At 69.2% G+C, this 14,569-nt stretch carries 13 protein-coding genes and 1 tRNA gene; 9 read left to right on the top strand and 5 right to left on the bottom strand.

The genetic code is table 11. The features are described from left to right. Window positions 1-2: 2 nt before the first annotated feature. Window positions 3-1,520, bottom strand: coding sequence for a tetratricopeptide repeat protein (locus tag HH310_RS08075; protein WP_169174805.1), 1,518 nt, complete (start codon window positions 1,518-1,520; stop codon window positions 3-5). 87 nt (window positions 1,521-1,607) lie between these two features. Here HH310_RS08075 and HH310_RS08070 point away from each other — a divergent pair, with 87 nt between their 5' ends. Next, window positions 1,608-2,492: a hypothetical protein gene (locus HH310_RS08070; protein WP_169174804.1), complete on the top strand. Its 885-nt coding sequence runs from the start codon at window positions 1,608-1,610 to the stop codon at window positions 2,490-2,492. On the opposite strand, the gene HH310_RS08065 is transcribed toward HH310_RS08070, so the two are convergent. The 4 genes from HH310_RS08065 to HH310_RS08050 all read right to left on the bottom strand — a co-directional run bounded on the left by HH310_RS08065 (window position 2,482) and on the right by HH310_RS08050 (window position 4,819). Next, window positions 2,482-2,661: a DUF4236 domain-containing protein gene (locus tag HH310_RS08065; protein WP_169174803.1), complete on the bottom strand. Its 180-nt coding sequence runs from the start codon at window positions 2,659-2,661 to the stop codon at window positions 2,482-2,484. The genes HH310_RS08070 and HH310_RS08065 overlap by 11 nt on opposite strands. Before the next feature lie 66 nt (window positions 2,662-2,727). Further along, the gene (locus HH310_RS08060) at window positions 2,728-3,183 is read right to left on the bottom strand and encodes an Rrf2 family transcriptional regulator (protein WP_169174802.1); all 456 of its coding nucleotides are present in this window, start codon (window positions 3,181-3,183) and stop codon (window positions 2,728-2,730) included. Between the two features lie 65 nt (window positions 3,184-3,248). Next, a complete protein-coding gene (locus HH310_RS08055) occupies window positions 3,249-4,181 on the bottom strand; it encodes an AraC family transcriptional regulator (protein ID WP_169174801.1) in 933 nt (310 codons plus the stop codon). A gap of 206 nt (window positions 4,182-4,387) precedes the next feature. Next, window positions 4,388-4,819 carry an SsgA family sporulation/cell division regulator gene (locus tag HH310_RS08050; protein WP_020514863.1) on the bottom strand — a complete coding sequence of 144 codons (432 nt, stop codon included), beginning with the start codon at window positions 4,817-4,819 and terminating at the stop codon, window positions 4,388-4,390. 282 nt (window positions 4,820-5,101) lie between these two features. Here HH310_RS08050 and HH310_RS08045 point away from each other — a divergent pair, with 282 nt between their 5' ends. The 8 genes from HH310_RS08045 to HH310_RS08010 all read left to right on the top strand — a co-directional run bounded on the left by HH310_RS08045 (window position 5,102) and on the right by HH310_RS08010 (window position 14,549). Then, the gene (locus tag HH310_RS08045) at window positions 5,102-5,503 is read left to right on the top strand and encodes a TIGR02611 family protein (protein ID WP_169174800.1); all 402 of its coding nucleotides are present in this window, start codon (window positions 5,102-5,104) and stop codon (window positions 5,501-5,503) included. A gap of 137 nt (window positions 5,504-5,640) precedes the next feature. After that, a tRNA-Val gene (locus tag HH310_RS08040) sits at window positions 5,641-5,712 on the top strand. A gap of 1,534 nt (window positions 5,713-7,246) precedes the next feature. Further along, a complete protein-coding gene (aroA, locus tag HH310_RS08035; protein ID WP_169174799.1) occupies window positions 7,247-10,195 on the top strand; it encodes a 3-phosphoshikimate 1-carboxyvinyltransferase in 2,949 nt (982 codons plus the stop codon). Continuing rightward, the gene (locus tag HH310_RS08030) at window positions 10,192-11,310 is read left to right on the top strand and encodes an acyl-CoA dehydrogenase family protein (RefSeq protein ID WP_169174798.1); all 1,119 of its coding nucleotides are present in this window, start codon (window positions 10,192-10,194) and stop codon (window positions 11,308-11,310) included. Before aroA ends, HH310_RS08030 begins: the two co-directional genes overlap by 4 nt. Further along, entirely contained in the window at window positions 11,307-12,095 is a 789-nt protein-coding gene (locus HH310_RS08025) for an SDR family oxidoreductase (protein WP_169174797.1), read from the top strand. The genes HH310_RS08030 and HH310_RS08025 overlap by 4 nt, the downstream gene beginning before the upstream one ends. Before the next feature lie 9 nt (window positions 12,096-12,104). Further along, window positions 12,105-12,854, top strand: coding sequence for an SDR family oxidoreductase (locus tag HH310_RS08020; RefSeq protein ID WP_169174796.1), 750 nt, complete (start codon window positions 12,105-12,107; stop codon window positions 12,852-12,854). 22 nt (window positions 12,855-12,876) lie between these two features. Beyond that, entirely contained in the window at window positions 12,877-13,869 is a 993-nt protein-coding gene (locus HH310_RS08015) for a DMT family transporter (protein ID WP_169174795.1), read from the top strand. Then, window positions 13,866-14,549: a hypothetical protein gene (locus HH310_RS08010; RefSeq protein WP_211191905.1), complete on the top strand. Its 684-nt coding sequence runs from the start codon at window positions 13,866-13,868 to the stop codon at window positions 14,547-14,549. The genes HH310_RS08015 and HH310_RS08010 overlap by 4 nt, the downstream gene beginning before the upstream one ends. Window positions 14,550-14,569: the final 20 nt, after the last annotated feature.

Below are 14,569 nucleotides of genomic sequence, written 5' to 3'. Positions count from 1 at the left end.
GGTCACCGATCGGTGCAGACCTGCGAGGACGTAGCGATGTTCTTGTTGGAGTACGCCACCGCGACCGTGAAACAGTAGTTCTGGGTGTCGCTGAGCCCGTAGACGACATACTCGGAAGCCCCGGCCGGCAGTTGCTGGAACACCCGGGGCTTCTGCCCTGTCCGCCCGCCGGACACCAGGACCGGGCGTTCGGCATCGTCCGGATAGGCCCACCGCAGCGAGACGCTGTCCCCGTTGTCCTGCAATCGCACGTCCCGCGGCGCCCCCGGATCGCCGGGCGGCGCCGTGGTGGCCGTCGCGCTGGGCGCGGTGGCCTGCTGGCTGGTCGCGATGCCCGCGGTGGCGCTCGGGGTGGGACTGACCGAGCCGTTGTTCCGATCGGGCAGCGTCAGCACCACCACCGCGACGGCCGCGGCCACCGCGGCGACCACCACGGCCGCCAGCAGGAACGGCTGACGCCGGCGGGGCGGCTCGGGCTCGTCGTCGATCGCCGGGCGCACTCGCTCCGAAGTGGGCGGCAGCGCGAGCGCAGCCGCGGGCGCCGGCGGCATCGGGCTGTCCAGCGCCGGCGGCAGCGTGCCGGCGCGGGCGTGCCGGCCGGTCAGCTCGCCCGGCGGCCGGTGCACGTCGGACAGATAGACCGGCGGCTGATAGCCGGCGGCGTTCGCTTCGGTGCCGCGAATCTCGGGCGGCGGCCGGAACGCTGGTTCGGCGACGTCGAGCGGCGGCGGCGACACGGTGGGCCGGCGCGGGAACGGCGCGGTCTGCACACCGGGCGCGTCCCGCGGGCCGGCCGACTGCTCGACCCGGCCGCACCGGTGCTTGCCGGAGGCCGAGCCGGCGGCGACGGCGGACACCTGCCGGACCAGCGGGTGATCGCCGGGCAGATAGCGCGCGCACATCGCCTGGGCCTGCCGCAGGTGGTGCCGGGACTCGTCGTCGCGGCCGCACTCGCGTTCCATCGCGCCGAGGCGGGCCAGCATCTTGATGCCGGCCGGGGCGGCGTCGCCGTACGTGCGGTGATGGCGGCGCCAGGCGTCGACCAGCCGGCTGCGGGCGGCCGTGCAGTGACCGGCCGAGTGCTCGGCGGTGGCCAGGTCGGCCTCGGCGGCCAGCACCCGGGCCGAGTCGGCTCCGTCGATCTCGGACAGGTCGCCCACCAGCCGGCGGTAGACCTGCGCGGCCCGGCCGTGGTTCCCGACCCGCTGCAGCACGGCGGCGTGGGTCGCGGCCGCGGCGACGGTGCGTTCGTCGTGCGGGCCGTGCAGCCGCTCCTCGGCGCTGTGCGCGAAGGCGGCCCACACCCGGGCGCCGTGCGGATCACCGAGCGCGATCAGGATGCGGGCGTGCAGGGCGGCGGCCAGCGCCATGTCGGGGTCGGCCCGTCGCGGATCCTCGGCGGCCACCGGGTCGAGCACATTTTCCAGCATCTGCCGGGCGCCCGCGAGGTCGCCCGCGGAGGTGAGACTCTGCGCACGCGCGGTGAGTTCGGCAAGCTGGGGAGGGCCCACGTGTCTCATAGTGCTCGCATGAATACCCTAGGTACAAGTTCGGACATGCGAACAGTCTGTGCCCCCCGCGCAAGCCGGACACTGTAGAACACCTATATGTCCATCGACGCCGTCAAACGCGAACTGCTCGTCCGTCACCTGGAGGCGTGGGTGCCGGCCGCGCTGCACCGCGCCCGCCGGGTGGTCTACTGCCACGGCTACGCCGACGAGGCGGGCATGGCCGAGGCGGCCCTGCGGGTGCTGACCGACCAGGCCGATCTCGTACGCGGCCGCGAGCTGTCCATGGTGGCGGTGGGCGACGACCTGTCCACCGTCGTGCCGCTGCTCGCGGCCGTGCGCAGCGAGGCCGGCGACGCGCCCGGGCTGGCCGTGCACACCATCTCCGGGGGCACCGACCAGCGGCTCGCCATCGCGCTGAAGGCGGCCGGGGCCAACCGGGTGCCGCTGCTCGGGTTCCTCGACGCGTCCCGCGCGCCGTCGCCGCCCGCGCCGGCCACCGTGGCGGCCCTGACCGCGGGCAAGCCGGCCGAGGTGCTGATGGTGCTGGCCCCGGGCGCGTCGGCCGCGGGCTATCGGGCCACCTGGCCGCTGTTCACCGAGGTGGAGCTGGCCACCAACGGCGAGCCGGGGCAGTTGCTGGCCTTCGGGACGACGTCGGGCAAGAGCCTGGAGTCGTTCAAGGAGGCGTTGTGGGCCGTGGACGAGTTCGCCGGGGTGCGTTACCGCGACCCCGGCGATCCCGACCGGCACCTGATCGACATCTCGTTGACGCCGCACCCGGGCCCGTTGAAACGCGAGCTCCTGGCCCATCTCGAACGGGTCGGCTCGGCGACCGTGACGGAGCTGCGGACGTTCGCCCTGACCGACACCATCTATCGGGCCGCGGACGCGACCCGGGTGCTGCACTCGCTGGTGGACGCCGGCACGGTCAGCCGAACCCCGACCCAGGGCCGGCTCGGCGGCGACGTCGTCATCTCCTAGCCTTGTCCTGCTTCCAGGACAGCGGGCCGGGCAGGTCCACGCGATGTGCCCGGGTCCGCGAGTTCCAGGACCAGCGGCCGATCTTGAGGCTCCAGGACGAGAAGCCGTTCTCCGTGAAATTCAGGATCAGCGGTCCGAACTTCTTGCGGCTGCGGAAAACGAGGCCCATCGGAAATCCCTCCCAGGTTCGTTCGGTCTGGGGGGTTCGTTCCCGATCGCGGAAATTGACAAACCCTCAGCGCGGCTGCCAGGCATCCGGGCGGGTGGTCAGCTTGCGGACGTGAGCGGGCATCCGGCCGCTGATCAGGTCGGCGAGGTTGACCTCGTCGACCACCTCGCGGACGGCGGCGCGCACCGCGACCCAGAGGTTCGGCAGGTTTTCCGCGGCGCCCTCGTACTTCGTCTCCTCCGGACGCAGACCGCGCACCCCGGCCAGCGGGCCGTCGACCGCGCGCAGGATCTGGCCGATGGTGATGTCGCGAGGGGACTGTGACAGTGTGTAGCCGCCCTCGGCGCCACGCTGGGCCCGGACCACGCCGGCGCGGCGCAGGTCGGCGAGCACGGCCTCGAGGAACTTCCGGGGCATTGTCTGGTCTTGGGCGATGGCCTGGGCGGACATCAGGGACGGGTAGGCCTGCGCCAAGCTCAAGGCTGCCCGGACCGCGTAGTCACCGCGCGCGGAGATCTGCACTCACTAATAATGCCCCTTCCGTGCATGTGCGACGCACATACCCCAGGGGATTATGGGAATTACGCTCAGTCAGGGGGACGTCGCTGAACCGGGATGCGTCCGGAGCCGTCGGGCGTCGTGTCCATCCGGAACTGGCCGGGGCTGGTGCCGACCTCGCGATGGAAGAACCGGCCGAAGTTCGTCGGTTCCGGGAACCCTAAACTGCGGCCCACCTCGGCGACCGACATCGAGGTGCAGGCGAGCAGCCGGCGTGCCTCCAGCGCGACCCGGTCGTCGACGACCTGTTTGGCGGTACGGCCGGTGACGGCCAGGCAGGCCCGGGTCAGCGTGCGGACCGAGCAGGTCAGCTCGTCGGCGTAGTCCTCGACCCGGCGGCTGTTCGGATGCCCGGTCTCCAGCAGGCGGATGAAGCGCGCGAAGGTCCGGCTCTCCGCCCCGACCGGCTCGGACCGGCTCAGCAGGGCGATCCGCAGCAGCAGCACGGTCAGCTCGTGGCGCAGCAGCTCGGCGGCGAGCGCGCCCGCTTCGTGCCGCTCACAGTCGACCGCGAGCTGCGCGAACTCGCTGATCACCGCGTCCTCGTCCTCGCCCTCGAGCTGCCAGCGGGCCCGGCTCGTGGACTCGAACTCCTTCAGGTCGCGGTCCTCAGGCGTACCGGGAAGGTATTGATCGGGGATCTGGTGCAGTGGCGGCGGCATCAGATCCACGCTTTCGTACGCCACGACCTCCGCCAGCCTCGACTCGAAGGTGATCACCGAAGCGGCCAGGCCGTCCTCGCCCGCGCGCAGCTCCTGGCCGGGCCGGACCCAGAGGAGCGTGCCCGGACGACACGTGTGCCGGACGAAGTCCACCTCGACCATGCCGTGGCCGCCGGTCGCCAGCATGAGCACGTGGTAGGACGGCCGCCACGGAATCGGACGACCGAGTACGTCGAGCGCGCAGGTGCCCACACCCGCCCAGCCGGGCGGTGGCAACGGTGACGTATGTGCGAGAGGCATCTGGCCGACCGTAACCGGCCAAGACCCACCCGCGCACCTGGGAAAACACAGACTGGAGTATTCGATGCCGAAGACCGTAGAAATAACCGTGAATGTCCGTTTATTACCCTAGTGTTCCTAATTTGCGTTTTCTAGGGCGATAAAAAAGGGCGACCCGCGTGGACCGGCAGTGTCCGCGCGGGTCGCCCTTTTCCGGGCCGTTTCGACTAACGTCCGGCTAACAACCTGTTTACCGCCGCATCCACGTCCAAATGCTCGGATTCCCGGCCGCGCGGCACCACGACATAGGTGCGCCGGAGGAATCGGACGAGGACACTGCGGGGCACTTCGAACAACGCATTGCCGTCCGGAGACGACAGTGCGAGGGCGACGAAATCCCCCCGGGGAGTGGCCCACGGCCACACCCTGACGTCGCCGATACCCGCCGGCTCATCGAGCCCGGTCACGAGCAGTTCCCGCGCGAAGGACCAGCTCACGGCTTCCCCACCGGCTGATTCCGCGTGAAACAACACGTGCACCGCATACGGGTCCGCTGGGTCGTACCGCAGACTGGCGCGCACGGGCAGGGCCGTTGCGTCAGGCGCTACGAGCCGCAGCGAGGTCTCGACCTCGACGGTCGTTGGACGAATGGTACTCATGGACGAACTCCCCCCGGCACCGCTGCGAGGCTGGTGAACCCCGCGTTTCCCATACTCAGGTGATCCCTGTCGTTACGCTCCGCCATACGCTGATCTCACCCAGTAGTGGGAAGACGGTTCCGAAAACGTCTTCGCACAGGACGTAAAGCGATATCTTGTCCTGTTATGCCCATGTACTCGGTTCCGCCCGGCGTCGGGTGGTCCAGCAGTTGACTTACTCCGGTAACGTCCATTCCTCCCGGGTAGTGACGGGGAGCCGGGACACTTGGGGATGAAATAGGGATGAAACCGGACGAAGATCGGTCCGCCGTGGGTGTTTTAGACAAGATCCGCGCCACTCCGACAGGCCGGCTGGCCCTCAAGATCGGAATTGGCACTCTCGGTGGCCTGGTCGTGGCCATCGGCATCGTGCTGATTCCGTTCCCCGGCCCCGGCTGGGCGATCGTCATTCTCGGCCTGGCGATCTGGGCGCTCGAGTTCGCGTGGGCGAAAAACCTGCTCGAGTTCACCAAGCGGCACGTGCAGAGCTGGACGCATTGGATCGCACGGCAAAACATTCCCGTACGCCTCCTGGTGGGCCTGGTCGGCCTCGCCTTCGTCAGCGCGATCGTGTGGGCGTCGGTCCGCGTGAGCTTCGGCGTCGACCTGATAGCCGAGGGCCGCGACTGGCTCAGCAACCGCTGAGCCCACGCCGCGACCGGCTCTCCGCCGCTGAGCGACCTGACTGCGCCGCGGCGAATCGCTGACCCCAGGTTCGCGCTCCCGATGGCCCGTCTAGTACAGTCAGTCTCCGTTGCGGCGCGGGATTTTCGCACCGCGGCGGGCGATTAGCTCAGCGGGAGAGCGCTCCGTTCACACCGGAGAGGTCACTGGTTCGATCCCAGTATCGCCCACGAGCTTGGGGCGCCCCTGTCTGCGGAATGCGCAGACCGGGGCGCTCGTCATTTCTGCCCCGGGGCCGAGCCCCGGGGACCCACGGTGCGGCTCTCTCGCCCTCGATGCAACTCGTTGCGCGAGAGAACGCGGCGCTGCGCGCGCGTCCAGTGAACGGGGCGTGCATCCCACGAACAGTCGGGGAACTGCCCGAACACCGCGGCCAGCCGCAGGCAGGCGTGGGCGGCGGTGTCCCCCTCGCCCGGAATCTTGACGAGTTGCGGCTGCGGTCACTGCCCGAGCTCATCAAGATTCGCGCGGAGCGACGGCCGTGCACCGCGGCGGCTGGCACCCGCCCGGAATCTTGACGAGTTGCGCCACCCAAACTCATCAAGATTCGCGTGGGGGGACGGCGGTGCTGGGGCTCACTGGGTGCAACTTGCACGTGGGTCTGCAAGTTGCACTGCGTGAAGCCGGGGTGGTGGACGCCCCCGGGTAACCACATTCCGTGGGCAACTGCGCGACCCACCCACCCGCACCAGCCCGCGCGCCCCGCACACCGAGCCACTCGCTTCAGCCGTGGGGAACAGCGACCGCCCCACCGCCCGCACTCCCCACACCCGCAAGCCGCAAGCCACGCCGTGGGGACCAATGACCGCCCCACCGCCCGCACCCCCCACACCTCCAAGCGCCGAGCCACGCCGTGGGGAACAGCGACCGCCCCACCGCCGGCACTCCCCACACCCGCGAGCACCGAGCCACGGTGTGGGGAACGGCGACCGCCCCACCGCCGGCACTCCCCACACCCGCGAGCACCGAGCCACGGTGTGGGGAACGGCGACCGCCCCACCGCCGGCACTCCCCACACCCGCGAGTGGCGAGCCACGGTGTGGGGAGCGGCGACCTCTACGACGTCCCGCTCCCCACGGGGGCATTGGCGGTGGTCCATGTGGGGGCGGGGGCTGAGGGGGCGCGCGGCTCGGTGGGGGCCGTGTGCGCGGGTGGAGAGGTGCTACTCGAAGCAACCACGGGGCTGCTTACCGTGGGTGCGACTTAACAACTACTCACGTCTGGTGCAACTCCCGGCGCGTGTGAGGTGCGCCAAACCGGGGACACGGTGTGTAGTGGACCGTGCACGGAATGCAGTGGGGAGGTGGGCGGCGATGAGGGTTCGTCAGGTAATGTTCGCATTTGTGGATGTGATGGCGGTCTCTGGCACGGTGTGATTTTGGGCAGAGTCGGAGAGCAACGTCACGAGTGCTGGCGCTTCCATCCCGGCCGATGATCGGTAACGTCCGGTATTACGGCAGCTCAGCCGATTTCGCGGAGGCACGTCCGCGGGCCCTCCCACCCGTACATGAAAAACGGGTCCTCCGTCCGCGGCAAGTCAGTCTCGCCATCGGTAGTCCCGGAGGCAGACGGGGCATGCGCCGCTCCCGATGACCAACGACGGTCGGACGAACGGCGCCCGGGGCACGGCCGGACCGCGCGCACCAAGGCGGTCGCGGCCGTATCCGCCTCTTCAGGCGGTGCTACATAAGGAGGAATGCGGCTGTGCGGCTGCTCATCAAGCAGGCGGTTGGACCGGTCGAGGGTCGGCTGATCATTCCTAACTCGAAATACCACGCGCATCGCGCACTCATACTCGGATCCCTCGCACCCGGCACCAGCCGGATCCGCGGACTCTCCGACGCCGGCCACGTCCGGCACACCATCTCCACGCTGCGCCACCTCGGCGTCCGCATCGACGTCGACGGCGACGACTTCGTCGTGCACGGCGGCACCTATAAGCCGAACGCCGACGAAATCTCGGTCGGCAGCTCCGGCACCACCCTGTACTTCATGACCGGGCTGATGGCGCTGGCCGAGAAGCCGGTGACGGTCGTCGGGCAGAAATACTTCCAGCGCCGCCCGATCGGGCCACTGCTCAACGCGTTGCGGGGGCTGGGCGTCAAGTTGGAATCACCCGACGACTGCCCACCGATCTCGGTCACCCCGAAACGGCCCACCGGCGGCGAGGTACACATCGCCGGCACCCTCTCCCAGTGGATCTCCGCACTACTGCTGATCGCCCCGTTCGCCGAAGGCAACAGCACCGTCATCATCGACGGCGACCTCAACGAACGCACCTACATCGACCTGACGATCCGGATGATGGCCGACTTCGGCCTGCACGTCACCGAAGTCGAGAAGGACCGCCGCTTCGAAATCGAAGGCAACCAGACCCCGCACCCGGCCGACGTCACCCTGCCGCCGGACATCGGCGCCGCCGCGTTCGGCCTCGCCGTCTCCGCGCTACACCCCGCGAACGTACTGTTCGGCGGCCTGCCCTACGTCGAAGACGTCGACTCGATCGACCACCCCGAAGCCGACCTGGTCGGCATCGTCCGCGACATGGGCCTGCCCATGACCCGCGACGAAGCCACCGGCCTGGTCCGGGTCCAGCACGACGGCATCCGGCTCAAGCCCACCGACGTCGACTGCCGGCGTGTACCCGACATGCTGCCGGTGTTGTCGGTGCTGTCCACGTTTGCCGACGGCACGACAACTTTGCGCAACGTCGCCCACGTACGCCTCAAGGAATCCGACCGGGTCTCGGCCATGCTGCAACTCAACCGCATGGGCGCCAACCTGGAGCAGCGCGACGACTACCTCAAAATCCACGGCATCGACGGCGATCTGACCGGGGTCGACCTGTCCAGCTTCAACGACCACCGGGTCCTGATGGCCCTCGCCGTGGCGGGCACCCGGGCCGAGGGCGAAACCCGCCTGACCTACCCGAACGCGTACCGCATCTCCTACCCCCGCTTCCTGGACGAGATGAACGGCGTCGGCCTGTTCATGCACACCGCACCCGGCGGCAAGCGGACCCAACCGCAGGCCAAGGCCGAAGGCCCGCCGGCGATCACGCCGGCCAAGGCCGCGCAGACCCCCATCGCCGATTACGTACGCCGGTGGGCGCTCGAGAAGCCTACCGAGCCGGCCGTCATCGAGGTCGGCACGGACCGTCACATGAACTGGCGTGAGCTCGACGCCGAGGCCGACCGCATCGCCGCCAACCTGGTGGAGCTGGGCGTGCAACCGGGGGAGCCGGTTGCCTACCAGCTCCCGAACCGCGCCGAGTTCGTGGCCCTCGCGATGGCGATCGCCCGGATCGGCGCGGTCAGCACCCCGCTCATGCCGATCTTCCGGCAGCGCGAGGTCGCCTTCATGCTGCAGCGCTCCAAGGCCCGCGTCATGGTGGTACCGACGAGTTTCCGGGGCCGCGACTACCCCGCCGAGATCCAGGCGCTGCTCTCCGACACGAGCACCTCGCTCGAACACGTCATCGTCATCGGCGGGTCCAGCCTGCCGTCCGGCGGCGGTGTGCGCTGGCACGACTTCGCCGAGCAGGCGCGTAACCCGCTGACCGAGACGCCCGCCGTCCGCACCGAGGACGCGGCCCAGCTGCTGTTCACCTCCGGCACCTCGGGCGAGCCCAAGGGCGTGCTGCACCGGATGGAGGCGCTCACCCGCGCCGCCGCCATGGAGATCCGCCACCTCGGCCTCACCGAGTCCGACCGGGTCTTCATCCCCTCACCCTTGGCCCACCAGACCGGATTCCTGTACGGGATGTGGGTCGCCATCGTGCGTGGCGTGCCGTCGATCGTGCAGCCGGTCTGGGACGGCCGGACAGCGTTGTCCGCCCTGCGCCGGCACGGTGGCACCTTCGTACAGGCCGCCACGCCGTTCCTGAACGACCTGGTGGAGGCGGTGGACGAGACCGGCGAGCGGCCGGACGCCCTGCGCATCTTCGTAGCCACCGGCACCGTCGTCCCGCGCGGGCTGGCCGAGCGCGCCACCCGCACGCTCGGCGCCTCGGTCTGCGGCGCCTGGGGTTCCACCGAGTCCTGCCTGGGTTCGCTATCCGCGCCGGGCGACGACCCGGCCAAGATGTGGGGCACCGACGGCCGCGCGCTGGCCGGCATCAAGCTGCGCATCACCGACGACGACGGCAACGTGCTCGCGCCCGGCCAGGAGGGCAACTACGAGGTCCACAACCCGACCATGTTCATCGGGTACCTGGACCACCCGGAGTGGACCGCCGAGGCGCTGACCCCGGACGGCTACTTCCGCACCGGCGACCTCGCGGTCATCGACGAGGCCGGGTACGTGCACATCAACGGCCGGGTCAAGGACGTCGTCAACCGCGGTGGCGAGAAGGTCCCGGTGGCCGAGATCGAGCAGCTCATGCACACCCACCCGGCGGTCCGCGACGTGGCCATCGTGGCCATGCCGGACCCGCGTCTGGGCGAGCGCGCCTGCGCCTTTGTCGTCCTCAACGGGGATCTTGATCTCGCTGGCTTGCAAGCCTTCCTCGATGAGCGAAAGGTAGCCAAGCAGTACTGGCCGGAACGGCTGGAAGTCGTGAACGACCTGCCCCGCAACACCGTCGGCAAGATTCAGAAGTTCGTGCTGAGGCAGCAGATCGTCCAGACCATGGAGAGCGAGGACCGCGGATGATGGAACAGCTTTCGGCGGAGATCGAGGAGTGGGTCCGCGGACCCGGCGAGGCTTATGCCGAGGAGATCGAGCGCACCCATCAGGTGCCGTCCGGTCTCAAGGCCGAGCTTCGTGACCGCGGCTACCTTCGGCTCGCCGCCCCCGAGGAGTACGGCGGGCGGGGCATACCGTTCGCGCGCTACCTCGAGCTGATGGAGCTGTTCTCGATGTCGCACGCGTCGATCCGCATGATCGTGCACGTGCACAACGGCATCTGGCGGGCGATCGACCAGTTCGCGACCGACGAGCAGCGCAAGCAGTTCGTGCTGCCGCAGGTCGCCGCGGACAAGACAGTGGCGTTCACGCTCACCGAGCCGACCGCGGGCACCGGCGCCGACCTCCGCTGCAGTGTGGAGCAGGAGGGCGACACCTATTACCTGTCCGGCGAGAAGCACCTGATCACCTTCGGCGTGAACTGCGACTACTGGCTGCTGTTCGCTCGCCTCGCCGGCACCACCGGCAAGGACGGCACGGTCGCGCTGATGGTCGACCGGAACACGCCGGGCGTCCGGGTCGAGGAGATGGCCGAGACCATGGGCGTGCGCGGCACCGACCACGCGCACATGTTCTTCGACCGCGCCCCGGTGCCGGTGGCGAACCGGCTCGGCGAGGTCGGCCAGGGCCTGGAGGTCGCGCTCGGCGGCTTCCTCACCCCCAGCCGGATCTCGGTGGCGATGACCTGCGTCGGGCTGGCGCGGCGGGCGCAGGAGCTCGCCGTCGAGCACGCCCAGAAGCGGGTCACGTTCGGCAAGCCGCTGGCGGCCCGGCAGGCGATCGCGTTCCAGCTCGCCGAGAACGCCACCGACATCGAGGCCGCCCGCCAGCTCGTGCTGTACGCGGCGCGGCAGTGGGAGGCGGGCGACCCGCGGGCCGCGACGCTCTCCTCGATGTCCAAGCTCAACGCGGTGGACATGCTGACCCGGGTGACCGACAAGGCGCTGCAGGTGCACGGCGGCATCGGGTACTGGGAGTCCAGCCCGATCGAGCGGGTCTACCGCGACGCCCGTGCGCAGCGCTTCGAGGAAGGCACCAACGAGATCCAGAAGACCGTGATTGCGCGGGAGGTCCTCGCGTGAGCGCGAAGGTCGCGTTGATCACGGGCGCGTCCCGAGGGATCGGCCGGACACTGGCGGTCTTACTGGGCGGCCTGGGCCACTCCGTCGTGGTCAACTACAAGAAGAACGCCGACCTCGCCGAGGAGACCCGCAAGCTGGTCGAGGCAGCCGGCGGGCAGGCCGTCACGGTGCAAGCGGACATGGAGAGCCCGGAGGACATCGACCGGCTCTTCGATGCGGCCGGGGAGGCGTACGGGAGATTGGATTTCTTCATCTCCAACGCCGCGGCCAGCGTCTTCAAGCCGGTCGCCGACCTCAAGCTGCACCACCTCGACCGGTCGTACGCGATGAACGTGCGCCCGTTCGTGCTGGGCACGCAGCGCGCGGTCAAGCTGATGGACGACGGCGGCCGGGTGGTGGCGCTGTCCAGCTACGGCAGCGACCGGGCGTACCCGACCTACGCGGCGCTGGGCGCGTCGAAGGCGGCCCTCGAGGCGTACGTGCGCTATATGGCCGTGGAGTTCGCGCCGCTGGGCATCAACGTCAACGGGGTGAGCGGCGGCCTGATCGACTCGGATTCGCTGGACTACTTCTACAACAAGATCCCGGGCATGGCGCCGATGGAGACCGTGTTGTCGAAGATCCCGAAGCGGCGGCCCGGAACCGTGGACGAGGTGGCCGCGACGGTCGCGTTCCTTTTGTCCCCGGGCGCGGAGTACATCACCGGCCAGACCCTCGTCGTCGACGGTGGCCTGTCGATCGTCTCGCCACCGTTCACGGAGGATCTGCGTCCCCCACTCGCCTAGAGTGATCGCGTGCGGATCGATGGGAGCGTGGCGCTGGTCACCGGAGCGTCCTCCGGAATCGGCCGGGAAGTGGCCCGGCGGCTCGCCGCGGGCGGCGCGAAAGTGCTGGCCCACGGACGGGACGCCGCGGCCCTGGCCGAGCTCGACGCCACGCCGCTGATCGCCGATCTGGCCGAGCCGGGGGCCGGCGCGCGCCTCGCCGAGGCCGCGCTGGCCGCCGCCGGCCGGGTCGACATCGTGGTCGCCAACGCCGGCCTCGGCTGGGCCGGCCCGTTCGCCGAAATGCCGCCGCACGCTGCGGAAACTCTCCTCGCGGTCAACCTGGCCGCGCCCATCGAGCTGACCCGTGTGCTGGTGCCGGCCATGACGGACCGCCCCGGCTACCTGATCTACGTGTCGTCGATCGCCGGCAAGATGGGCGTGGCCGGCGAAGCGGTCTACTCGGCCACCAAGTCGGGGCTGGACGCGTTCGCCGAGAGCCTGCGTTTCGAACTGCACGGCAGCCCGTTACGGGTCGGCGTGGTCATCCCCGGTGTGGTCAACACCTCGTACTTCGATCGACGGGGAGCGCCGTACGATCGAAAAAGCCCGCGTCCCATCCAGCCAGAACGAGTGGCCGACCGGATCGTCGCGATGATCCGGCGAGGCGGCGCGGAGGCGTATTTGCCGGGATGGTTGCGCTTGCCCGTCGCCGTGCGCGGAACGCTGCCGGGTATGTACCGTCGGCTCGGAGCAAGGTTCGGTAACGGCCCGGGCTGACCAATAGACGGGGTGTCTCGCTTTGTACCTAGCCGTGGCATTCGGCCTGTTCGCCGGATTCCTGTTCGCGGCCTCCGCGGCGTTGCAGCAGCACGTCGCGCAGAGGACGGCGAAGGCTGACAACATCGCGGACGAGTTGTTCAGCAAATCCCTCGTTCGCCCGTTATACGACCTGGTCCGCCGGCTCGTCCGGCGTCCGTTGTGGCTGCTCGGCTGGGTCACCAACCTGCTCGGCTTCCTGGTGCAGGCGGTGGCACTGCACTTCGGCTCGGTCGCGCTGGTACAGCCGCTGCTGGTCACCCAGTTGCTGTTCGCGATGCCGTTGTCCACCGCGTGGGCCCGGCGCTGGCCGGTCTTCATCGAGTGGTTCGGTGTCATCACGATCAGCGCCGGGGTGGCGGTCTTCGTCGCGGTTCGCGAGGTGGCGCCGGTCGGTGGCGAGCCGCATCGCTACCGGATCCTGCTGGCCATGGTGATCGCCGCGGGCCTGGTCTTCCTGCTGGTGACGGCGGCCGCCGGTCGCCGGTCGCTGTGGCACGCCACGCTCGTGTCGATAGCCGCGGGTATTTGTTTCGCGATCAGTGCCGTACTCATCTTGCTCACTACTGATGATCTTTTGCATCGCGGCGTCCTGGCGACCGCTATCGATTGGCCCGGTTACTGTCTCGCACTGTCGACGATGACCGGGTTGATATTGGAGCAGGGCGCATTCGCTACTGGATCATTGTCGGCCGCGGTGGCCGCCATGACGATCACGAACCCTTTGGCAAGTTACCTGCTGGGGGTGCTAGCCTTCCGCGTCAAGCCGCCGACCAGCGCCGGAGCCTTGGCGGCACTGGCCGTCTCGGGCGCGCTGCTCATTGTTGGCGTCGCAGCTTTGTCGCGGTCGCCAACGGTACGCAAGACTGATGTTGCCGAAGAAGTTTTCGCACGAGAATCTGAACCGCAGTTACCTACGCAACGTACTGGGGAACAGGTAAGTACGAACCCGACTTCGACACCGGACTCTGGATGACTACTGACGTGAAAGACATGCACCTCGCGCACGTACACGAGATCGTGATCGAGCTCGGTAAGCTACGTCCGCAGCTCATCCGCGGCGCTCGCATGTTCGTCGAGACGGTTGCCGTGCCCACCCTGCTGCTGTTCGTGCTGCTGCACACGGCCGGGCTGTTCTGGGGCATGGTGTCGGTGATCGGGTGGTGCGGTCTCACGCTCGGTGTCCGCCGGCTGCTCGGCCAGCACATGCCCGGCACCCTGCTGCTCTGTGCCGGCATGCTGTGCGGCCGGGCGGTGCTCGCGTTGGTGATGTCCAGCGCCCTGGTCTACGTGCTGCAACCCGTCGTCGGCTCGATCTTCATGGCGTTGCTGTTCCTGGGCAGCGCGGCGATCGGCCGGCCGGTCACCATCCGCCTGGCGCGCGATTTCGTGACGCTGCCGCAGCAGTTGTTCCACCACAAGGGCGTGCGCCGGCTGTTCACGCAGGTGGCCATCGTCTGGGGCGTCTCCCGCGTGATCGACGCCGCGATGACCCTGGGCCTGCTGCATTTCAGCCTCGACTTCGGGCTGCTGTCGCGCGGCGTGTTCAGCGGGCTGCTGACCGCCCTGACGATCTTCGTCTGCGCCGCGTGGGGCATCCGCGCGCTGCGCCGCATGGAGGGCATCACGTTGCGCCTGCGGCCCACCGCCGCCTGAATTGTGCCCATGCGACGACG

Origin of the sequence: Actinoplanes sp. TBRC 11911, from assembly GCF_012933445.1 — a bacterium.
Lineage (GTDB): Bacteria > Actinomycetota > Actinomycetes > Mycobacteriales > Micromonosporaceae > Actinoplanes.
This window is presented reverse-complemented; position numbering and strand designations above follow the sequence as displayed.

Excerpts from the sequence above, each read along its gene's own strand:
- HH310_RS08075 (WP_169174805.1), bottom strand. The coding sequence starts at position 1,520 with ATGAGACACGTGGGCCCTCCCCAGCTTGCCGAACTCACCGCGCGTGCG.
- HH310_RS08070 (WP_169174804.1), top strand. The coding sequence starts at position 1,608 with ATGTCCATCGACGCCGTCAAACGCGAACTGCTCGTCCGTCACCTGGAG.
- HH310_RS08065 (WP_169174803.1), bottom strand. The coding sequence starts at position 2,661 with ATGGGCCTCGTTTTCCGCAGCCGCAAGAAGTTCGGACCGCTGATCCTG.
- HH310_RS08055 (WP_169174801.1), bottom strand. The coding sequence starts at position 4,181 with ATGCCTCTCGCACATACGTCACCGTTGCCACCGCCCGGCTGGGCGGGT.
- HH310_RS08050 (WP_020514863.1), bottom strand. The coding sequence starts at position 4,819 with ATGAGTACCATTCGTCCAACGACCGTCGAGGTCGAGACCTCGCTGCGG.
- HH310_RS08045 (WP_169174800.1), top strand. The coding sequence starts at position 5,102 with ATGAAACCGGACGAAGATCGGTCCGCCGTGGGTGTTTTAGACAAGATC.
- HH310_RS08030 (WP_169174798.1), top strand. The coding sequence starts at position 10,192 with ATGATGGAACAGCTTTCGGCGGAGATCGAGGAGTGGGTCCGCGGACCC.
- HH310_RS08010 (WP_211191905.1), top strand. The coding sequence starts at position 13,866 with ATGACTACTGACGTGAAAGACATGCACCTCGCGCACGTACACGAGATC.